Here is a 19,805-nt window from a genome sequence, read left to right as displayed (position 1 = left end):
CAGAAACTCGACCAGATGGCCGGCTGCGTCAACCTCCAACGGTATAACAAATGCGTGCCGCCGCGCCGATGCGGAGAGCGGCCCGAAACTCTGGCTTTGACAATTCCTGTCGGCTTGATATCATTTGCATACGAATGAATTTGACCGGCCCGAATGCCGGAAGGATCCCTATTTCTGGGAAGGCAAAGCGTGATCCGTTACGCGAAACCCACCACCGTCGACGAGGCGCTCGCTTTGCTTGGCGAGGCTTCGTGGCGCATCCTTGCCGGCGGCACCGATTTCTACCCGGCACAAGGGACCAAGCCTTTCCGCGAGAATGTCCTCGATATCAACGGTCTCGCAACGCTGCGCGGTATCGCCGAAACCGAGGACCATTGGGTCATCGGCGCGCGCACGACCTGGACCGATCTTGTCCGTCATCCGCTGCCGGCGGCGTTCGATGCGCTGAAGCAGGCGGCGCGGGAAGTCGGCTCCGTGCAGATCCAGAACGTCGCCTCCATCGCCGGCAATCTCTGCAATGCCTCTCCGGCCGCCGACGGCGTGCCGGCGTTGCTCATTCTCGACGCCGAGGTCGAGCTGCGCTCGGCAGCGATGGCCCGCCATCTGCCGCTGAAAAAATTCATCCTGGGAAACCGCCGCACGGAACTGCAGCCGGGCGAAATGGTCACCGCCATCCGCGTGCCGAAAAACGCCTCCGCCGGCACGTCGGCTTTCGTGAAACTCGGCGCCCGTCGCTATCTCGTCATTTCCATAGCCATGGCGGCCGCCCGTCTGACCGTTGAGGACGGCATCGTCGGCAACGCTGCCGTCGCCGTCGGCTCCTGTTCAGCGGTCGCCAAACGTCTTGCAAGTGTCGAAGCAGCCTTGCGCGGCCTCCCGGTTGACCACGCCCTCGTCACTGCGATCCAGTCCGCGCCGATGGACGAGCTGTCGCCGATCGGCGACGTCCGCGGCAGCGCCGAATACCGGCTGGACGCCGTGCGCGAGATCGTCGCCCGCGCCGTGCTTGATGCCGCGGGTCACGCATCGAATGACAAGGCGGTGGCGGCATGAGCAAAGCTCAGCCTGGCATGAGCATGGAGCGGGCCGACATCGCCTTCGAGGTCAACGGCGCCGCCGTTTCTGTCTGCGTGCCGCCGGTTCGTCGTCTCTCTTCGGTGCTGCGCGACGAATTGCGCCTGACCGGCACCAAGATCGGCTGCGACGCCGGCGACTGCGGCGCCTGCACGGTGCTTGTCGACGGCGAACCCGTCTGCGCCTGCCTCATGTCAGTGGCTTCTGCCGCTGGCACCGTGGTGACCACGGTCGAAGGGCTCGCCAATGGCAGATTGTCGGCGCTGCAAGCTTCGTTCCTCGACCATGGCGCCGCGCAATGCGGCATCTGCACGCCCGGCCTGTTAATCGCGGCAACCGCGCTGCTGGACAGGGAGCCGAACCCGAGCGAAACCGAAGTCCAGGATGCGCTGGGCGGCGTCCTGTGCCGCTGCACCGGGTACCGGAAGATCGTTGCGGCGGTGATGGATGCTGGACGGTTCGCGAGCGAACTATCGACGGACGGCATTGCCCCTCATCCGCCTGCCGGCACCTTCTCCCCGTACAGTGACGGGGAGAAGGACGAAGCTCCAGCGCTGGCGTCCCCCTCTCCCCGTCTTTCACGGGGAGAGGGTAAGGGTGAGGGGCAGCACCAACTTCAGCGGCTCGATCTCGACCTTGACCGCAGAATGCCAATCTCAGGCCATGCTGTAGGCTCCTCTCCGATCAGGCTCGACGGCCTGCCGAAAGTCACCGGCGGCGAAAAATTCGGCGGGGATTCCTTCCCGGCCGATGCGCTGGCGGTGCTGGTGGTGCGCTCGCCGCATCATCACGCCCGCTTCGCCTTCGGCGATCTCGACGCCTGGGTGAAAACCCGTCCCGGCATCGTCGGCGTCTTCACCGCTGCCGACATTCCGGGAAAGAACAGCTTCGGCGTCATTGCGCCTTTTGCCGACCAGCCGGCGCTGGCCGAAGGCTTTTCGCGCTTTCGCGGCGAGGCAGTGGCGCTGGTTGCCGGCGAGCGCGAGGCCATCCTCGATCTCGATCTTTCGGATTTTCCTGTTCGTTGGACCGAGTTGCCATACCTTCTGCAGCCTTGCGAGGCGCAAGCCGGCGGCGCGCAACTGATCCACGAGAACCGGCCGGCAAACCTGCTCACCACTGGCTTCGTCGAGCGCGGTGACCCCGAAGCCGCGCTTTCCGGCGCGGCTTTCGTGGTTTCCGGCGCCATCGATACCTCCTATGTCGAGCACGCCTATATCGAGCCGGAAGCCGGCCATGCCTATATGGATGGCGGCACGCTCGTCGTCGTCGCCTGCACGCAGGCGCCCTACATGGATCGCGACGACGTGGCAAAAGTGCTTGGCCTTGCCGCTGACAAGGTGCGTATCGTGCCGACAGCCACCGGCGGCGGCTTCGGTTCCAAGCTCGACGTCTCGTTGCAGCCGCTGATCGGCTTGGTCGCGATGAAGACCGGGCGGCCGGCTGCACTCGCCTATACCCGCAACGAATCGATGATCTCGACCACCAAGCGTCATCCCGCCGAGATGAAGGCAACGATCGGCGCCGATGCCGATGGCCGCGTCACCGGCATGGTCTTCGCAGGCGATTTCAACACCGGCGCCTATGCGAGTTGGGGCCCGACCGTCGCCAACCGCGTGCCGGTGCACGCCTCCGGTCCCTATGCGACGCCGAATTACCGTGCCGAAGGCCGCGCCATCCACACAAATGGCCCGATCTCCGGCGCCTTCCGCGGTTTCGGCGTGCCGCAGGCGACGATCATGCAGGAAACACTCTATGACGAGCTGTCCGAAAAGCTTGGGCTGGACCGGCTCGATTTTCGCCTGAAAAACTGTCTTCGTAACGGCTCCGAAACGGTTACCGGACAGAGGCTGGAAGCAGGCGTTGGCATTGCCGAGTGCCTCGAAGCGTTGCGGCCGCATTGGACGCGCGCGCTTGCCGATGCCGAAAAATTCAACAGTGCCAATGACAGCAGGAAACGTGGCGTCGGCGTCGCCTCCTGCTGGTATGGCTGTGGCAACACCTCGCTGCCAAATCCATCGACCATCAGAGTCGGCATCTCCGCCACCGGCGACGTCGTCCTGCATCAGGGTGCCGTCGATATCGGGCAAGGCTCGAACACGGTCATTGCCCAGATCTGCGCCGACGCGCTTGGCTTGCCGCTCGAAAAATTCCGGCTGAAAAGCGCCGACACGGCGATCACGCCCGATGCCGGCAAGACGTCTGCTTCGCGCCAGACCTTCGTCACTGGCAAGGCCGCCGAAAAGGCCGGCGGCGCCTTGCGCGAGATCATGCTGCGCTTCGCCAATGTGTCGGAGAAGGCAGCGATCGCTCTGGATGGCACAAGCCTGGTCATCCGCGAGGGCGAAGCGACGCGGCATATCGATCTGTCCACGCTGAAGGCCGATGCTGACGGCTTCGTCTTCCGTGCCGAGGAAAGCTACGACCCGCCGACGCTGCCGCTCGACGCCAAGGGCCAGGGCAAGCCCTATGCCGTCTACGGCTATGGCGCACAGATCGCCGAACTCGAGGTCGACCTCAAGCTCGGCACGGTGAAGCTGATCAAGATCACCGCCGCGCATGATGTCGGCAAGGCGATCAATCCGCTGCTCGCCGAAGGCCAGATCGAGGGCGGCATCGCGCAAGGCATCGGCATGGCGCTGATGGAGGAGTACATTCCCGGTCGCACCGAGAATCTGCACGACTATCTCATCCCGACCATCGGCGACGTGCCGCCGATCGAGACCATCCTGATCGAAGTTCCGGATCCGGAAGGACCCTTTGGCGCCAAGGGCTTGGGCGAGCATGTGCTGATCCCGACGGCGCCCGCGATCCTCAATGCCATCCGCCATGCCACCGGCGTCCTGGTCACCAAAATTCCGGCGACGCCGAGTCGCATCCGCGCTGCGATCCGCGACAAGGAGGCGGGCCGATGAGCGAGCTAGCCGAACGCTTCGAAACCCACGATCCCGGCGAGAAGCAAGTGGCGGAAAAGATCCGCTGCGATGCCTGCCCGGTCATGTGCTATATATCAGACGGCCGCACCGGCGCTTGTGATCGCTACGGCAATGTCGGCGGCAGGATCGTGCGGATGGATCCGCTGACCATCCTCGACCATGCGGCCGAGACCGGCGCTGTGGTTGTGCCTTTTGTCGCCGAGGGCGAAGAATGGGACGGCGAACTGGTCAACACCGGCCGCCGTTTCGTCACCGCGATCGGCGCCGGCACCACCTATCCCGACTACAAGCCTGCGCCTTTCATCGTCAGCCAGGAGGTCGAAGGCGTCGATCTCGTCACCGTCGTCACCGAGGGCATCTTCTCCTACTGCGGCGTCAAGGTGAAGATCGACACCGACCGCCACCTTGGTCCCGAGACTGCCACGGTCCGCGCGGCGGGTGAGGCAATCGGCCATGTCACGACAGGCGAATATGGCTCGCAGATGCTGTCGCTGGGCGGCGTGCATCATCTGACCGGCGGCTCCAAGGCCGAGGGTCGCGCCACCTGCGATGCGCTGCTTAATCTATGCAACCGCAAGCCGGTCGAGCTCACCATCGACGGCGGTGCCACGGTCATCGTCGAAGCCGGCAAGCCCCCGGTCATCGACGGCCAGCTCGAACATCGCATGCGGGTCGGCTGCGGCTCGGCCACCATCGGCATGTTCGCCACCCAGTGGCGCGACCTGGTCGACGAGGTGGTGGTGGTCGACGACCACATCACCGGCGTCGTGTCCGAGCATCAGGCAGGCAAGGTGCTCGGCTGGCAGGACACCGGAATCAAGATCATCGGCCGCCGTTCGACGCCGGGCCGCTATTTCAAGGTGTCCGAGCCCGGCCTCGGCTGGGGCGGCACCAGCATTTCCGACCCGCTGTCGATCCTCGGCGAATGGAACGCTAAGAAGGGCGCCCGCCCCGGCCTGTCGCTGCTGATGGTCTCGACCACCGGCGAGCAGTTCGCCTATTACGAGCTCGATGATGAATTGAAGCCGGTACAAAAGCCCTTCCCGGAGCGGCTGCAGAAATCCGTCGGCCTGATCGAGGACAATTGCGAGCCGGCGCTGTGCACCGTGCTGTTCGTCGGCGGTGCCGGCGGCTCGCTGCGCGCCGGTGTCACCGAGAACCCGGTCAATCTGACCCGCTCGGTGCAGGGCCTGACGACTTATGTCACCGTTGGCGGCGCGCCGGTCTATGTTTGGCCGGGCGGCGGCATCACGCTGATGGTCGATGTCACCCGGGTGCCGGAAGGTGCCTTCGGCTATGTGCCGACGCCGGCGCTGGTGGCGCCGATCGAGTTCACCCTGCGCCGCGACGACTATGTCAGGCTCGGTGGCTACGAAGCCGAGATCCGCAGCGTTGATGACATTCTCGCCAAAGGCGGCGAGTATCTCAACCCGCGCCGCGGCACAGGTGCGCCGGCCAGCAATCCATGGCCGCCACTGGCGCAGTTGCGGCGTGCCGCGAGCAACGGGTCCGGGTGATGAACGGCCCGCAGGCACATTGGCTTGAGGACGGCAGGCGGCTGCATCTCAATCATGGCCCGATCGACCTGATCATCGAGGCTTTTGGCGATGCGGACGAATGCCGCGCCGCCTACAGCCAGGCGGTGGCGCGGTTCCAGACAATCCTGCAGGAGATCGTCGACGACCTCCCAGAACTGCGCCGTCCGGCTTCGTCGCGGCCACGTGCTTTCGCTGGGCCGACGGCGCGGCGCATGGAAGCGGCGGTTGTTCCGTTAGCGAAACAATTCATCACGCCGATGGCTGCAGTCGCCGGTTCGGTAGCCGACGAAATGCTTGGCGCGTTGCTGGCCGGGCGCCGGCTCGATCGCGCCTATGTCAACAATGGCGGTGACAGCGCGATCCATCTCGGCAACGGCCGGTCCATGACCCTCGCCATTGCCGGGACAGGTCATGGACTGGCGGACCGTATCACGATCCGCGCCGAAGACGGGATCCGCGGCGTCGCGACGAGCGGCTGGCGCGGCCGTTCCTTTTCGCTGGGCATCGCCGACGCAGTCACCGTGCTGGCGCGGACGGGTGCTGAAGCCGATGCCGCCGCGACCTTGATCGCCAATGCCGTCGATCTGCCCGGTCATCCCGCCATCGAGCGCGTGCCGGCGCGCGATCTGGCGCCCGACAGTGACCTTGGCGATCGTCTGGTCACCCAGGGCGTCGGCGTGCTTTCATCAGGCGAAATAGCCGCTGCGCTGGACAGCGGGCTTGCTGTCGTCGCAGATTTTCGGCGACACGGCCTGATTGCCGCCTCAGCGCTTTTCCTTGCCGGTCAGGCACGGATCGCCGGTCCCATGCCCCTCGCTGCGCCCAATGAGAAATCAAGGAAGGAAATTGCCCATGCCTGAGTTTGCGATCCGCAAGGTTGCGGTGCTGACCGAAGAGATCTTTCACGAGGGCGGACCGGTGGCGAAGGTGCCGCGCCGCCGCGCCGCTGCGATGGCTGTGGTGAAGAACCCGTTCGCGGGCCGCTACGTGGAAGACCTGCAGAGCGCGATGGACGATCTGAAGCCGCTCGGCCTGCTGCTCGCCGACAAGCTCATCGCCGCATTGGGCGGCGACGTAAAGCAGATCGACGGCTATGGCAAAGGCGCCATCGTCGGTATCGCCGGCGAGCTCGAGCATGGCGCGCTGTGGCATGTGCCGGGTGGCTACGCCATGCGCGAGCGGCTCGGCGACGCCAAGGCGATCGTGCCATCGGCAAAGAAGGTCGGCGCCTTCGGTTCAAAGCTCGACGTGCCGCTCGGCCATATCAACGCCGCCTATGTGCGCAGCCATTTCGATGCCATGGAGGTCGGCATCAGCGACGGGCCTCGTCCCGACGAGATCCTGTTCTGCCTCGCCATGACCTGCGGCCCGCGCGTGCATGATCGCATGGGCGGCCTCGCGGCCAAGGACATCAAGGCATGGGACGGACTGCGGTGAGCGCCGAAGACATCAAGCTCAAGCTGGTCGAGGCGGAGGAGCCTGACGAAAACGATTACCGCCTGCAGGAGCAGGTCGGCTTCATCCTGCGCAAGGCGCACCAGCGCCATGTCTCGATCTTCGCGGCACATATCGCCGACCTGACACCGCCGCAATTTGCCGCCCTGGCCAAATTGCACGACGTCGGCGAGACCTCTCAGAACCAGCTTGGCAGCCTGATCGCCATGGATGCGGCGACGGTGAAAGGTGTCATCGACCGGCTCAAGGCGCGCGGCCTGGTCGAGCTTTCCAAGCATGAGGTCGACAAAAGGCGCCTGCTGGTCAATCTGACCGCTGAGGGCCGGGATGCCATCGAGCGGCTGATCCCGATCGCCCGCGATATCACGCAGGAAACGCTGGCGCCGCTTTCCGCCAAGGAGGCCGCCATTTTCATGAGGCTTTTGGCCAAGCTGGCCTGAGCGGTGCCCTCGCTGGCTCCCAGAGGCTGAGCGAACTTGGTCGGTCTACGCCGCCCCTCATTGTCCTGCCGGACATTTCTCCCCGTATAGTGACGGGGAGAAAGACGCCGTCATCGACGGTTTCGCCAATCAACAGCGTTGCAAAAAGGGTGCCGGGCGCCGCGGCCAGTTCCTTCTCCCCGTCGCTATACGGGAGAAGGTGCCGGCAGGCGGTTGAGGGGCAGAGCTATGCTATGTCCCTCAGGTCACTGTCTCCGGTGCCTCAGAGGCCGTTGTCCTTCAGGACCTGGGCGGCATTTTCCTTGGTGATCTTCTCCGTCGGCAAGGTGATGGTCTTTTCGACCTTTTCGCCGTTCAGGAACTTGATCGCCTGCCGCAGTCCCTCGGCGCCGGGCGTCACATAGGTGAAGGTCGCCGTCAGCTCGCCATTGTTGACCAGCGTCACGCCTTCATTGGGCAGGCCGTCGATGCCGATGAACTTGATGTCCTTCTCGCGTCCGGCATCCTTGGCGGCAAGATAGGCGCCGTACGCCATCGGGTCGTTGTGACCGTAGACGAGGTCGATCTTCTCGTTGTTGCGCAGCGCCGTGGCCATGATGTTGTAGGCCTGATCCTGTTTCCAGTCGCCCGACTGCTGGTCGAGTAGGTACTTGATGCCCGGCTCCTTGTCGGTGAATTCATGGAAGCCGTCATGGCGGTCATGTGCTGGCTGGGTGCCCATGCCGCCCCAGATCTCGACGACATTGCCTGATGCCTTGCCCTTGCCGCCGAGCAGCTCGACGGCGTACTCACCGGCAGCCCGGCCGATCAGCTTGTTGTCGCCGCCGACGAACTGCGTGTAGTCCTTGGTTTCGACATTGCGGTCGAGCACGAAGACCGGGATCTTGGCATCGATCGCCTGCTGCACGACGCCGGTCAAGCCGGCGGATTCCTTCGGTGACACCAGCAGCGCGTCGACTTCCTGACGGATCAGGTTCTCGACATCGGCGACCTGCTTTTCGGTTTTGTCCTCGCCGTCGGTGACGATCAGCTCGACTTCCGGATGTTTGGCGGCCTCGGCCAGGATGTCCTTGTTGAACTGGGCGCGCCACGGCTCGATGGTCGTCACCTGCGAGAAGCCGATCTTCCACTTCTTGTCCTGCGCGTAGGCGTTGCCGCTGGTCAAAAGGGCGGTCGTGGTCAGCAGTGCCGCGGTGACGGCGGCAAGCTTCAACATGTCACGTCGTTTCATTTCTTGTTTCCTCCAAGATTTAGAGACGGGGTCTCTTTTGACGGCCGCTTTGCTGCGGTCGTTTCCTTGTGCGCCGCTTTTCCACCAGGCAGGCGCAGATAGAAGAGAAGATCAAAGGCATTGCGCTCCTGCACGAGCACGGTGCCGATGATGATCATCCCCTTCAGCACGAGCTGAAGGTTCGAATTGATGTTGTGCAATTGCAGGATGTTCGAGAGCAGTCCGAAGATCAGCACGCCACAGAATGTGCCGATGAGGCTGCCGCGTCCGCCCATCAGGCTGGTGCCGCCGATGACCACTGCGGCGATGGCATCGAGCTCAAGTCCGGCACCGGCATCCGGCTTGCCTTGCCTGTATTGCGCAACGTAAAGCACTGCCGCCACGCCGGCCAGCAGCCCTGATACCGCGTAGGTGGCGATCTTGACGCGGCCGGCGGCGATGCCGGACAGCCGCGCCGCCTCTTCATTGCCGCCGATGGCATAGACATAGCGGCCGAACGGCGTGAAGCGCAGCACGGCGCCGTAGATCAGGATCGCTCCGAGGAAGAACAGGCCCGGCATCGGGATCACGCCGAAGACCAGCGAGCGCAGGATTTCGAAATCCGCGGTGGCGTTCGAGCCGGTGTAGACCGGCAGCACCGCATTGTTCTGCCCGGCAGTCAGCCGGGCGATGCCGAGCGCCGTCACCATCATCGCCAGCGTGACGATGAAAGGCTGCAGCCGCCCGGCAACGATGATGAAGCCGTTGAGCGCGCCGAACAGCAGCCCGACGCAAGGCGCCACCAGCAACACGCCGAGCACGCCGAATTTTGAGCCTGCCTGCGGCAGCAGGAACCACAGCACGAGACTGCAGAGGACCACCCCGACAATGCCGGGCGTGACCAGCCCACGAACGCTATCCAGCCTGATGTCGTGCGTGGCTTGCGAGCCGGCGCGGGATTTTTCGATGTTCAGGAAGATGAAACGGGTGACCAGGATGCCGAGGCAAAGGGCGATCACGGCAACTGTCGGCACCCCCAGCACCACCGCCGGCGTGACACCCGGAACCGTCAGCAGCATGGCGCAGACCACGGTGCAGATCGCCATCAGCGAGCCGACGGAAAGATCGATGCCGCCGGTGATGATCACCGCTGTCATGCCGGTGGCGATCAGGCCGGTGGTCGACACCTGGCGCAGCACATCGAGCAGATTGCCGTAGGACAGGAAGATGTTGTTGCCCTTGGAGCTGATCGGCGAGCCCAGCACGCCGATCAGGAAGATGGCGATCAGGCCCCAATAGAGCTTCGTCCGGGACAGGATGTTCAAGATGCTCATGCGGCAGGCCTCGTCATGGTCCGGCGCGGCGCCGCAAGCCGCATGATGGCCTCCTCGCTGGCTTGCGCGCGCGAGAGGATCCCCGTCTGGCGACCATCGGCCATGACCAGGATGCGGTCGGAAAGATGCAGCAGCTCCGGCAATTCCGAGCTGATGACGGCGATGGCGAGCCCGTCTCGCGCCAGCTTGAAGATGAGATCGTAGATCTCGCGCTTGGCGCCGACATCGATGCCGCGTGTCGGCTCGTCCAGCAACAGCACCCGCGGCCGCGTCGCCAGCCACTTGCCGATGACGACCTTCTGCTGGTTGCCGCCGGACAGCGTGCCGGCCGGCTGCTCGATGGTCCCGCAGCGAATGCCGAGCGCCTTGACGGCGTGCCGCGCTAGGCCTTGCTCGCCGGCTAGAGAGCGAAGGCCGAACCGCGCCAGCGCGCCGACCAGCGGCAGCGCGACATTGTCGGTGATCGACGCCTGAAGATGCAGGCCTTGCGTCTTGCGGTCCTCTGTCACCAGGGCGATGCCGAGCCGGCGGGCGTCGCGCGGCGAACGGATTTCCACCGGCATGCCGTCGAGCCGGATTTCGCCGCCGGCGCGTCCGCCGCTGGAACCGAAGATGGTCTCCAGGATTTCGGTGCGTCCCGAGCCCAGCAGCCCGCCTATCCCCAGAATTTCGCCTTCGGCAAGATCGAAGCCGACGCCGTCAAGCGCGGTCCGCCAGCCGTGGCGGTCGGGTTTCGACAGTGACAAGCCACTTACGGCGAGGACGACCTTGCCGCTGGGGCCGCGCTCCTCCTGGGAAGAGGCAAGCAGGCTTCGCCCGACCATCGCCGAAATGATGGTGTCTTCGTCGAGCCTTGCCATCGCCTCGGTCAGCACGTGGCGTCCATCGCGAAACACGGTGACCCGGCTGGCCAGATGCATAACCTCGTCGATGCGGTGCGAGATGTAGACGATCGCCACGCCGCTGTCGGCGAGCTGGCGGATGATCCGGAACAGCCTTTGGCATTCGGCCGGCGAAAGCGCTGATGTCGGCTCGTCCATGATCAGGATGCGCGCCGACATCGACAGCGCCTTGGCGATCTCGACCAGCTGCTGCTCGCCGACGCGCAAGCTGCCGACCCGCGCCTCCGGGTTGAGCTCGATGCCGAGCCTCTGCAGCAGCGCGCCGGCGGCGTGGCTGCTTGCCTTGCGGTCGACGATAAGTCCGGCGATCAGCTTTTCGCGCCCTAGGAAAATGTTGTCGGCAACGCTGAGCTCGGGGACGAGATTGAGTTCCTGGTGGATGATGGCGATGCCGGCGTGCTCGGCGTCGCGGACGCCGGCGAAACGGACCGGATGGGCATCGATATTCACCGTTCCGTCGTAATCCGTGTAGACGCCGGAAAGGATTTTCATCAGCGTCGACTTGCCGGCGCCGTTTTCCCCCATCAGCGCATGGACTTCGCCGCACCGCAGGTCGAAGCCGACATCGACAAGGGCGGCGATGCCACCAAACGTCTTGGAGATGTGCTCGGCGCTCAAAACCACGGCCGAGCGGCCGGCCGCAGCCGCATCATCTCCGGACGTGATGGAATTGCCATGCTCCATGACAGAACGGCCTCCCTTCCGCCGTCGTCGAACGTCTCAAACGCTAATCTAAACGTTTCGATCGTGTCAAGCTGATATCTGGTGAGGCCGGTGAACGAATTTCAATTCTTGCGCGGAACCGCAAGATTCCGTAGATATTGCAGCCAGAAGGCGGTGAAACGTTTCGAAAATGATGGCGTCAGGGCGAAAAAAGCAGCGGAAGTCCACGGCCCCGACCATGCTGCACGTGGCTCAAGTGGCGCGTGTTTCGGTCGCCACCGTCTCAGCGCTGATCAATGGCACCGCGACTGTCAGTCCCGAACTCAGCCAGCGCATCGAACAGGCGATCCGCGACATCGGCTATAAGCGCAACGCGATCGCCCGCAGCCTGAAAATGGGGACGACCCGCACCATCGGGCTTACCGTTCCCCATATTACCAATCCGTTCTTCACCGATGTCGTGTCGGTCATCCAGCAGGCATTCGACCGCGCCGGCTACGCGGTCATGCTGTGCTGCACGGACGAGGATCTCAACACGCAGGACGACCAGATCAGGCTGCTGCTCGACCGGATGGTCGACGGGCTGATCGTCGCGCGCGTCGGCGACGGCGCGATCCTGAAGAGAATTGTCGATGACGCCAACGTGCCGGTGGTGCTGCTCGACCGTGTCTGCGAAGGCGTCGATACCGACACCGTCGTCCTCGACAACCAGCGCGCGGTGTTCGACGCCATCACCTATCTGATCGATCTCGGCCACCGGCGGATCGGCTACATCTCAGGATCGTTCGACATCTCGCCCATGCATGACCGCATGACGGGATATCGCGAGGCCCTCCAGGCTGCCGGCCTGCCGGTCGAGAACGAGCTTATCCGCTTCGGCAATTTCCATGAAGTCGACGGCTACAACGCGACGATGCAGCTGCTTTCGCTGCACGACCGCCCGAGCGCGATCTTCTCGGCCAACAATCCGATGGTGATCGGCACCATGAAGGCGATCCGCGACATCGGGCTGTCCTGCCCGGAGGATATTTCGGTTGCCTGCTTCGACGATTTCCCATGGTCGGACGTGTTCCAGCCGCAACTGACCACGGTCGCCCAGCCGGTGCAGGCAATCGGCGAGCAGGCGGCCAATCTGCTGCTCGACCGGCTCGCCGGAAATAGGGACGCGCCGCCGCGCAAGCTGGCGCTCAAGGGACGCCTGATGATCCGCAATTCATGCCGGCCACTTGGGCCGCCCTTGGGCGCGATCGCACAAAGCGTCAGCGCCTGATGCATGTCGCCCAAAAGTGTGCAGCGGTTTTGGGATAACGACATGCATCAAATAAAAAGACCGTCAGGCCGCTTGTGACAGCGATTTGTGGGCTTCGGCCAGGATCTCGAAGGATCGCACCCGCGCCGCGTGATCGAAAATCTGGGCGGTGACCATCAGCTCGTCGGCGCCGGTGCGGCGGACGAACGCTTCTATGCCTTGCCTGACCGTTTCCGGGGCGCCGACGACGGCGCAGGACAGCGCCTGGCCAAGCATTGTTTTGGCCATTGCGTCGAGGTCGCGCTCATATCCCTCGACCGGCGGCGGCAATCGGCCGGGCCGGCCGGTGCGCAGATTGACGAAGGCCTGCTGCAGCGAGGTGAACAACAGCCGCGCCTCGGTGTCGGAGGGTGCAGCGAACACATTGAGACCGAGCATGACATAGGGCTTGTCGAGCTGTTCCGACGGCTGGAAGCGCGAGCGGTAGACTTCCAGCGCGTGGTCGAGCTCGGCCGGTGCGAAATGCGACGCGAAGGCGTAGGGCAGGCCGAGCATGGCGGCGAGCTGCGCGCCATAGAGGCTTGAGCCCAGGATCCAGATCGGCACCTGCTCGCCCTCGCCGGGCACGGCTCGGATACGCTGACCGTCCTCGGCCGGCTGGAAATAGCCCATCAGCTCGACGACATCCTGCGGGAAACTGTCGGCGCCGGCCTCGAGGTTGCGGCGTAGCGCGCGCGCCGTGCCCATGTCGGTGCCCGGCGCCCGGCCGAGGCCGAGGTCGATGCGCCCTGGATGCAATGCGTTAAGCGTGCCGAACTGCTCGGCGATGACCAGCGGCGAATGGTTGGGCAGCATGATGCCGCCGGCGCCGACGCGTATCGTCCTGGTGCCGCCGGCGACATGGGCAATGACGACGGAGGTGGCGGCGCTGGCGATGCCCGGCATGTTGTGATGCTCGGCCAGCCAGTAGCGCTTGTATCCCAGCCGCTCGGCATGACGGGCAAGATCGAGCGAATTGGCGAGTGATTGCGAAGCGTTGCTGCCTTCGATGATTGGCGACAGGCGGTCATGGCGACTTAAGCCTCCAGGATTTTCTTCTGTCGCGCCATGGCCTCGAAGGCTGCACGGTCGGGAATGGCGATTTCGAGCGGGCCTTCCAGCACGTCGGCGAGTTCGGCGGCTGTCGCTATCTCCATCTGCTCGGTACGGCCGCCGAGATGATGCGTCGACAGCCGGTTGTTGCGGAGCGCATAACGGCGGCCCGGCAAGGCTCGTGCGGCGATTACGGAGGAAAGGAAGTGCGAGGTTGGGTGGGTCGACAGGAAATGGTTGCTGACCGAATAGTCGACCTCATAGTTCTGCTGCATGTCGAAGCGGTAAACTGTCCGCCAGTCGCCGCCGACATTGGCCTGCAGCCGAAAATGATCGCCTGTCTCAACCATGCGGAATGTCTCATGTGGGGTCTTTTGCTCGAGACCCGGTCGAAGCAGGAGCGGCGCTGTCAGTGTCAGTCCGCCGAAGCCGACATCGGCAATGTAGGTTCGGCCGTCGAGTTCGACGCGCAGCAACATATGGCTCCGGGCGGTTATGGCTTCATCGGGCTGGCCCCAAAGAACGCGTGCGGCAAGGCCGCTGACGGCGAAGCCAAGCGCCTTCAGCACATGCATGAAAATGAGATTGTGCTCGAAGCAATAGCCGCCGCGACCCCGAGCGACGATCTTTTCCTGCAGCGAGGCGAGATCGAGACGAACCGGGTGGCCTAGAAACGGATCGAGATTTTCGAACGGGATCGCCTGCGGGTGTAAGAGATGGAGCGACTTCAGCGTTTTCAGCGAAGCGTCCCTCAAGCCGGTATATCCGATGCGGGCGAAATAGGCGTCGATGTCGAAGGAGATATCGGTCATGGAAGGGAGCCAGGCTTTGACCAGCTCGATATAGGCATTCAATCCGGGCGCCGCAAACGCCGCGTGCCGGTTTGCGCTGCAGCGCTGTTCGTCTCCTCGATGAGTTCTTCCTCAACCACCGCAGTATGCTGCGCCGCCAGGAAATTGCCGACATGGCTGAGGCTGTCGAAATGATCGCAGAACACCTTGATGACGACCAGCAGCGGCACCGCCATCAGCGCGCCGACGAAACCCCACAGCCAGGACCAGAAGGCAATAGCGATGAGGATCGCCACCGCATTGATCTCGAGGCGGCGGCCAACCACCGTCGGCGTCACGAACTGGCCCTCGACGGTATCGCACAACAGCACGAAGGCCGGCGCCAGCAGTGCGTAGGAGATGCTGTCGAAGCTGATCAGCGAGATGATCGTGACAAGCGTGATTGTAATCAGCGCCCCGATATAGGGCAGGAAATTGAGCAGAGCCGCTGCCGCGCCCCAGACCTGCGGGTTGGGCACGCCGAGTGCCCAGAGGCCGAGTCCGATGACCAACCCCAGGCATGTATTGATGACGGCGACGGTGAGCAGGTAGTGCGAGATTTCACGTTCGACGTCATAGACGACGCGCAGTGCCCGCTTCTTTTCGCTGAGACTAGGGAAGGATTCGACGATCTTCTCATAGAACATCGTGCCGGAGGCGAGCAGGAACAGCGACAGGACGAAGACGATGATGAGGCTGGTGCCTGCCGACAGCAAATTGCTGGCGGCTTGCGGGAGAAGGCCGGATTGCGCCATGGCTACCCTCTGAACGCCCGGCTCCTGGGATGTCTGCGTCAGCCCCTCTATCTGCCGCGAAATCTCCATGATCCTTTCGAAAGGGCGCCGCAGTTGCGCGAGCCGTTCGGTCAGCTGCTGGCCAATCACCGAGGTGTTGTTGATGAGATCAATGACTGGCCCGCTGAGTAGATATCCTGCGACGGCGACGACGCAGAACGACAGCAGCACCAGCAATGTCGCCGACATCACGTCGGGCAAGCCGTGTTTGCGCAGGAAGCGGACGATCGGCGTCAGCGTCAGCGCCAGCAGGAAAGCCAGAATGACCGGCATGAAGAAGGCACGAGCGAAGGAGAGCGCGTAGATCGCCATAAGGATGAAGATGCCGACGAGCAGCGAACGCATCAGATGCGTGTCCGCCCGCGCCTCGACGCGCGGATCCGGGCTTTCGGCAGCGCCTGCGCCCAAAGCGGCGGGGTCGGCTTTCATTCTGGCCCTCGGCGGCACACCGCGATTGGTGTACGCTGTTGGCGGAAACGCCTTTGCGGCTTCAAAGTTCCGTTAGAGCGACGTGCGTCCACTTGGACGCACAAAGCACGCTCTAACACTTTGAATCTACGCATCGTGCTTTCCGAAAATCGATTCCGATTTTCGGGCCGATGCGTTAGCCGGCGTTGATGGCAAGGCCGTACTGCGCCCTTGCCAGTGAATCAGGGCCGATGAATCAGGCGGCCGGCGCGGCCACGGCAGGGATGGTCTTCGCCGTTTCCTTGCGCACGATCGGCGCGACCTTGGTGCCGTAGAGCTCGATCGCCTTCATGATCTTGGCGTGCGGCATGGTGCCGATCGCCATCTGCAGCAGGAAGCGGTCGTTGCCGAAGATCCTGTGCTGGGCAACGATCTTTTCGGCCACCTGTTCGGGATTGCCGACGAACAGTGCGCCGTTCGGGCCACGCGACTGGTCGAAATGCGCCCTTGACGTTGGACCCCAGACACGCTCGCGGCCGATGCGGTTCATCACCTCGGCCTGTGGCCCATAAAAATCGTCGGCCGCTTGATCGGTGGTCTCAGCGATGAAGCCGTGGACGTTGAGGCTGGTGGCGAGATCAGCCGGATCGTTGCCGGCCCGTTTGGCCGCCTCCCTGTAAATGTCGAACAACGGCGCGAACCGTGCCGGCTCGCCGCCGATGATGGCCAGCGCCAGCGGCAGGCCGAGCGCACCGGCCCGCGCGGCCGATTGCGGCGTGCCGCCAATCGCGATCCAGATCGGCAATTTGTCCTGGAAAGGGCGGGGATAGACGCCGCGATCGTTGATCGGAGCGCGCAGCCTGCCCGACCAGGTCACCTTGACGCTATCGCGGATGGCAAGCAGCAGGTCGAGCTTTTCGGCGAAGAGTTCGTCATAGTCTTCGAGATTGTAGCCGAACAGCGGAAAGGATTCGATGAACGAGCCGCGCCCGGCCATGATCTCGGCGCGGCCACCGGAGAGAAGGTCGAGTGTCGCAAACTGCTGGAAGACGCGAACCGGATCGTCGGAGGAAAGCACGGTGACCGCGCTGGTCAGCTTTATGCGCCTGGTGCGTTCGGCGGCCGCGGCCAGGGCCACGACTGGCGCTGAAGCTGCATAATCGGGACGGTGATGCTCGCCCAGCCCAAACACGTCGAGGCCGACCTGGTCGGCCAGCTCGATCTCCTCGATCAGGTTGCGCAGCCGCTCATGCGCGCCAATGGCGCCGGGACCCGGTTCCGGGCTGACGTCGGCGAAGGTATAGAGACCGAGTTCCATCATGTGTCATCCTGGCGTTTTGTTTTTCGCGCTACAGGTAGCGACCAGTCCGCCGCGCCGCCAGAGGGGCGGATGGTGAACAGTGCATGTCCGTTTCAGCCGAATTCAGCCGAAAAGGCGTCTCCCGACTGCAACAGCTCAGAATTTCATGGCTGGCATACCGTTTTGGCGCTTGAACTCTGGGTTTTCACGCGTATGTAAGCCTCGCAAATTGACTCCAGGGAAGTGGACTTGGCTATCTATAGGGAAAAAGACGTTTTCGAGCGGCGCAATGCCGCAAACGAGGCAAAGAAGGCGCTTCTCGAGCGCTTCAAGGCAAAGCCGGCAGCAGACGATCCAGCAGTGCTGGCACGACAGGCCGAACGCAAGGCAATCCTCGAAGCTCGTGCGATACGCGAGGCCGAAAAGGCCAGGCTGAAGCAGGAAAAGCTGGCGCGCGAAGCGGCCGAGAAGGCCGAGCGCGAAGCGGCTGCCGAAGCAGCGCGTATCGCTGCCGAAGAAGCGGCGCAGGCGGAAGCGAAGATCCGGGAAGCCGAAGAGAACGAGCGCATCGCTCGTTTGCTCGCCGACGAGGCCGAGCGCAAGGCTAAGCGCGACGCGCGCTATGCGGCGCGCAAGCAGCGCACCGGCAGGACGCCCCCGGGCTTTTCGGCTCGCTAGCGCTCCTACAGCGCGATTTCACCAAGCAAATTCAGGGCCGCCTTGCAGCGGCCCTGAAGGCGTTTGTGTTGCAATCTTGCAGCCAAACTAGGCCGCGAGCTTCAGCCCCATGATGCCGCAGACGATGAGCGCGATGCAGGCCAGCCTGATCGCCGTCGCAGGCTCGCCGAGCAGCCAGATGCCAAGCAGCGCCGTGCCGACTGTGCCGATGCCGGTCCACACCGCATAGGCCGTGCCGACCGGCAGCGTCTTCAGCGCCAGTCCGAGCAAGGCGAGACTGACGACCATCGAGACAACCGTCAGGACCGTCGGCAGCGGTTTCGAAAAGCCATCGGTGTATTTGAGGCCGATCGCCCAGCCGATCTCGAACAGGCCAGCGAAGAAGAGAAGAATCCACGACATCGGAACGCTCCATTGAATTGCGGGTCGTCCCGGTCTTTTCGGAAAGCGCGAAGTCGTCTTCGCTGCATTGATATAGAAATTTCGGGTGCCCAATCAACAACAGCGCCGGCGGCATTTCAGGACCAATCGCTGACTGTCGATTGGTCCTGAAATGCCGCCGGTCATGGCCTTGCGCCGAAACGCCGAGACTTACCTGTCCTTGAGTTTGGTCGCCTTGACGGGCGGCGCCTTCAGGGTCGGGGCAGCGGCGGGGTTCTTCGCGTCCTTCTTCGGCTTGCGGGCTTCTTTGCCCGCCTTCATCGCACCTTTAGCCATGATTCGTCCTCCGATTGTGGCAAGCGAAATGAACCAAGAGAAACGCCCGACCGCAAGAGGCATAATCTGGCGCCTGTGCCGGCCGGCGGCCGCCAAGCGGTTTCTAATTCGCTCGTAAACCGCGTTGGTCCGTGCGATGATCTTTTTGCACTGCAGCAACAGCCCGTGCCTTCGCCGGGTGTTGATCCGGCAGGCCGGTCAGGACGACAATGCGAATCCACATCGGCTGCGAGATGAGCTTCGACTTTCCGCAGGAAGCGCCGCTGATCGCGATGCTCAACGTCCACTATTCCCGGGCGTCCGATCTCGAGCGACCGGATTTCCTGACCTCGAACCCACCGGTGCCGATCGAGAGCTACCGCGACAGTTTCGGCAATTGGTGCAACCGTCTTGTCGCCCCGCCCGGTCGCTTCACCTTCGGCACGGACGCCGTGATCCGCGACCCGGGAACCTTCGAGTTGGGCGAGCTGGTGGCGTGGCAGCACGAGGTGCGCGACCTGCCGTCGGAAACATTGCTGTTCCTGCTGCCCAGCCGCTATTGCGAGAGCGACGTGCTGGCGAGCGAGGCATGGCGGCTGTTCGGCCACACACCGCTCGGCATTCCACGCGTTCAGGCGGTCTGCGACTTCGTCCACAACCACATCATCTTCAATTACGGCAATGCGCGGCCGACGCGCACGGCAGCCGAGGCATATCGTGAGCAAAGCGGCGTCTGCCGCGATTTTGCCCATCTCGCCGTCGCCTTCTGCCGCGCCCTGAACATCCCGACCCGCTATTGCACCGGCTACATCAGCGACATCGGCCTGCCGAAACCGTGGTCGGACATGGATTTCGCTGCCTGGATGGAGGTCTATCTCGGCGGCCGCTGGCATGCCTTCGATCCGCGCAACAATGCGCCGCGCATAGGCCGCATCCTGATCGCCTCCGGCCGCGACGCAGCCGATGTGCCGCTGACTCATATTTTCGGGCCGGGCACGCTGGCCGGTTTCAAGGTCTGGACGAACGAGATCGTCGATTAGGCCGTGTGGACAGTTACCGCAACCACAAGACAATAGCCGCGAGAGTGACAACGGCGGTAATTGCGGGCGGTTTTCTCGAGCGGGTTGCGACCCAGCGGAACTGCTTGAGTTTGGAGGAGCAGCACTCGGCGAGATGATGCTGGGCATAGAGGTGCCCTGACAGTGG

General features: G+C 63.6%; 18 protein-coding genes and 1 pseudogene. 9 read left to right on the top strand and 10 right to left on the bottom strand.

Annotated features, from left to right (window positions below; translation table 11 throughout):
* Positions 1-189 precede the first annotated feature (189 nt).
* Genes EOC93_RS09955 through EOC93_RS09930 form a run of 6 tightly spaced genes read left to right on the top strand, consistent with a single transcriptional unit; the run spans position 190 to position 7,443 of the window.
* Entirely contained in the window at positions 190-1,053 is an 864-nt protein-coding gene (locus EOC93_RS09955) for a xanthine dehydrogenase family protein subunit M (protein WP_127204508.1), read from the top strand.
* A complete protein-coding gene (locus tag EOC93_RS09950) occupies positions 1,050-3,989 on the top strand; it encodes a molybdopterin-dependent oxidoreductase (RefSeq protein WP_127204507.1) in 2,940 nt (979 codons plus the stop codon). Before EOC93_RS09955 ends, EOC93_RS09950 begins: the two co-directional genes overlap by 4 nt.
* Complete coding sequence (locus tag EOC93_RS09945; RefSeq protein ID WP_095484569.1) at positions 3,986-5,527, top strand: 6-hydroxynicotinate reductase; 1,542 nt, start codon at positions 3,986-3,988, stop codon at positions 5,525-5,527. The genes EOC93_RS09950 and EOC93_RS09945 overlap by 4 nt, the downstream gene beginning before the upstream one ends.
* On the top strand, positions 5,527-6,408 hold the full coding sequence (locus tag EOC93_RS09940) for a UPF0280 family protein (protein WP_127204512.1): 882 nt from the start codon (positions 5,527-5,529) through the stop codon (positions 6,406-6,408). The genes EOC93_RS09945 and EOC93_RS09940 overlap by 1 nt, the downstream gene beginning before the upstream one ends.
* Entirely contained in the window at positions 6,401-6,985 is a 585-nt protein-coding gene (locus EOC93_RS09935) for an amino acid synthesis family protein (protein WP_095484568.1), read from the top strand. The genes EOC93_RS09940 and EOC93_RS09935 overlap by 8 nt, the downstream gene beginning before the upstream one ends.
* Positions 6,982-7,443, top strand: coding sequence for a MarR family transcriptional regulator (locus EOC93_RS09930; RefSeq protein ID WP_095484567.1), 462 nt, complete (start codon positions 6,982-6,984; stop codon positions 7,441-7,443). Before EOC93_RS09935 ends, EOC93_RS09930 begins: the two co-directional genes overlap by 4 nt.
* 262 nt (positions 7,444-7,705) lie before the next feature.
* Here the strand turns inward: EOC93_RS09930 and EOC93_RS09920 are convergent, their stop codons facing one another.
* The 3 genes from EOC93_RS09920 to EOC93_RS09910 are packed head-to-tail and all read right to left on the bottom strand — an operon-like array spanning position 7,706 to position 11,573.
* Entirely contained in the window at positions 7,706-8,674 is a 969-nt protein-coding gene (locus EOC93_RS09920; RefSeq protein ID WP_095484566.1) for a substrate-binding domain-containing protein, read from the bottom strand.
* Complete coding sequence (locus EOC93_RS09915) at positions 8,671-9,987, bottom strand: ABC transporter permease (RefSeq protein WP_127204506.1); 1,317 nt, start codon at positions 9,985-9,987, stop codon at positions 8,671-8,673. The genes EOC93_RS09920 and EOC93_RS09915 overlap by 4 nt, the downstream gene beginning before the upstream one ends.
* On the bottom strand, positions 9,984-11,573 hold the full coding sequence (locus EOC93_RS09910; protein ID WP_164759102.1) for a sugar ABC transporter ATP-binding protein: 1,590 nt from the start codon (positions 11,571-11,573) through the stop codon (positions 9,984-9,986). Before EOC93_RS09910 ends, EOC93_RS09915 begins: the two co-directional genes overlap by 4 nt.
* A gap of 217 nt (positions 11,574-11,790) precedes the next feature.
* Here EOC93_RS09910 and EOC93_RS09905 point away from each other — a divergent pair, with 217 nt between their 5' ends.
* Positions 11,791-12,822: a LacI family DNA-binding transcriptional regulator gene (locus EOC93_RS09905; protein ID WP_095485077.1), complete on the top strand. Its 1,032-nt coding sequence runs from the start codon at positions 11,791-11,793 to the stop codon at positions 12,820-12,822.
* Positions 12,823-12,885: 63 nt separating this feature from the next.
* Here EOC93_RS09905 and EOC93_RS09900 read toward each other — a convergent pair whose 3' ends face one another.
* From EOC93_RS09900 to EOC93_RS09885, 4 genes are all read right to left on the bottom strand, one after another.
* Positions 12,886-13,863 carry an LLM class flavin-dependent oxidoreductase gene (locus EOC93_RS09900; RefSeq protein ID WP_127204505.1) on the bottom strand — a complete coding sequence of 326 codons (978 nt, stop codon included), beginning with the start codon at positions 13,861-13,863 and terminating at the stop codon, positions 12,886-12,888.
* 14 nt (positions 13,864-13,877) lie between these two features.
* A complete protein-coding gene (locus EOC93_RS09895) occupies positions 13,878-14,705 on the bottom strand; it encodes an arylamine N-acetyltransferase (RefSeq protein ID WP_127204504.1) in 828 nt (275 codons plus the stop codon).
* Positions 14,706-14,743: 38 nt separating this feature from the next.
* The gene (locus EOC93_RS09890) at positions 14,744-15,946 is read right to left on the bottom strand and encodes an AI-2E family transporter (protein WP_127204503.1); all 1,203 of its coding nucleotides are present in this window, start codon (positions 15,944-15,946) and stop codon (positions 14,744-14,746) included.
* 235 nt (positions 15,947-16,181) lie between these two features.
* Positions 16,182-17,243, bottom strand: coding sequence for an LLM class flavin-dependent oxidoreductase (locus EOC93_RS09885; protein WP_127204511.1), 1,062 nt, complete (start codon positions 17,241-17,243; stop codon positions 16,182-16,184).
* 231 nt (positions 17,244-17,474) lie between these two features.
* Here EOC93_RS09885 and EOC93_RS09880 point away from each other — a divergent pair, with 231 nt between their 5' ends.
* Positions 17,475-17,903 (top strand): DUF6481 family protein, encoded by a 429-nt coding sequence (locus EOC93_RS09880; RefSeq protein WP_023801556.1) that lies wholly within the window; start codon positions 17,475-17,477, stop codon positions 17,901-17,903.
* A gap of 87 nt (positions 17,904-17,990) precedes the next feature.
* Here the strand turns inward: EOC93_RS09880 and sugE are convergent, their stop codons facing one another.
* Complete coding sequence (gene sugE, locus EOC93_RS09875; protein WP_095484562.1) at positions 17,991-18,305, bottom strand: quaternary ammonium compound efflux SMR transporter SugE; 315 nt, start codon at positions 18,303-18,305, stop codon at positions 17,991-17,993.
* A gap of 189 nt (positions 18,306-18,494) precedes the next feature.
* Positions 18,495-18,620, bottom strand: a complete 126-nt coding sequence (locus EOC93_RS35340) for a hypothetical protein (protein WP_127204502.1) — start codon at positions 18,618-18,620, stop codon at positions 18,495-18,497.
* A gap of 209 nt (positions 18,621-18,829) precedes the next feature.
* On the opposite strand from EOC93_RS35340, the gene EOC93_RS09865 reads away from it, so the two are divergent.
* Positions 18,830-19,639: a transglutaminase family protein gene (locus EOC93_RS09865; protein ID WP_095484561.1), complete on the top strand. Its 810-nt coding sequence runs from the start codon at positions 18,830-18,832 to the stop codon at positions 19,637-19,639.
* 13 nt (positions 19,640-19,652) lie between these two features.
* On the opposite strand, the pseudogene EOC93_RS09860 reads toward EOC93_RS09865, so the two are convergent.
* Positions 19,653-19,805 (bottom strand): annotated as a pseudogene (locus EOC93_RS09860) (IS5/IS1182 family transposase); the annotation flags it as partial.

It is taken from the genome of Mesorhizobium sp. M6A.T.Ce.TU.002.03.1.1, assembly GCF_003997275.1.
GTDB lineage: Bacteria > Pseudomonadota > Alphaproteobacteria > Rhizobiales > Rhizobiaceae > Mesorhizobium > Mesorhizobium mediterraneum.
Note: the sequence above shows the minus strand (reverse complement) of the source record. Positions and strands in the feature narration are given on the sequence as shown.

What these genes read in the sequence shown, in the direction of transcription:
- EOC93_RS09950 (WP_127204507.1), top strand. Translation starts at nt 1,050, where the DNA reads ATGAGCAAAGCTCAGCCTGGCATGAGCATGGAGCGGGCCGACATCGCC.
- EOC93_RS09945 (WP_095484569.1), top strand. Translation starts at nt 3,986, where the DNA reads ATGAGCGAGCTAGCCGAACGCTTCGAAACCCACGATCCCGGCGAGAAG.
- EOC93_RS09940 (WP_127204512.1), top strand. Translation starts at nt 5,527, where the DNA reads ATGAACGGCCCGCAGGCACATTGGCTTGAGGACGGCAGGCGGCTGCAT.
- EOC93_RS09935 (WP_095484568.1), top strand. Translation starts at nt 6,401, where the DNA reads ATGCCTGAGTTTGCGATCCGCAAGGTTGCGGTGCTGACCGAAGAGATC.
- EOC93_RS09920 (WP_095484566.1), bottom strand. Translation starts at nt 8,674, where the DNA reads ATGAAACGACGTGACATGTTGAAGCTTGCCGCCGTCACCGCGGCACTG.
- EOC93_RS09915 (WP_127204506.1), bottom strand. Translation starts at nt 9,987, where the DNA reads ATGAGCATCTTGAACATCCTGTCCCGGACGAAGCTCTATTGGGGCCTG.
- EOC93_RS09910 (WP_164759102.1), bottom strand. Translation starts at nt 11,573, where the DNA reads ATGGAGCATGGCAATTCCATCACGTCCGGAGATGATGCGGCTGCGGCC.
- EOC93_RS09905 (WP_095485077.1), top strand. Translation starts at nt 11,791, where the DNA reads ATGCTGCACGTGGCTCAAGTGGCGCGTGTTTCGGTCGCCACCGTCTCA.
- EOC93_RS09895 (WP_127204504.1), bottom strand. Translation starts at nt 14,705, where the DNA reads ATGACCGATATCTCCTTCGACATCGACGCCTATTTCGCCCGCATCGGA.
- EOC93_RS09890 (WP_127204503.1), bottom strand. Translation starts at nt 15,946, where the DNA reads ATGAAAGCCGACCCCGCCGCTTTGGGCGCAGGCGCTGCCGAAAGCCCG.
- EOC93_RS09885 (WP_127204511.1), bottom strand. Translation starts at nt 17,243, where the DNA reads ATGGAACTCGGTCTCTATACCTTCGCCGACGTCAGCCCGGAACCGGGT.
- sugE (WP_095484562.1), bottom strand. Translation starts at nt 18,305, where the DNA reads ATGTCGTGGATTCTTCTCTTCTTCGCTGGCCTGTTCGAGATCGGCTGG.
- EOC93_RS35340 (WP_127204502.1), bottom strand. Translation starts at nt 18,620, where the DNA reads ATGGCTAAAGGTGCGATGAAGGCGGGCAAAGAAGCCCGCAAGCCGAAG.
- EOC93_RS09865 (WP_095484561.1), top strand. Translation starts at nt 18,830, where the DNA reads ATGCGAATCCACATCGGCTGCGAGATGAGCTTCGACTTTCCGCAGGAA.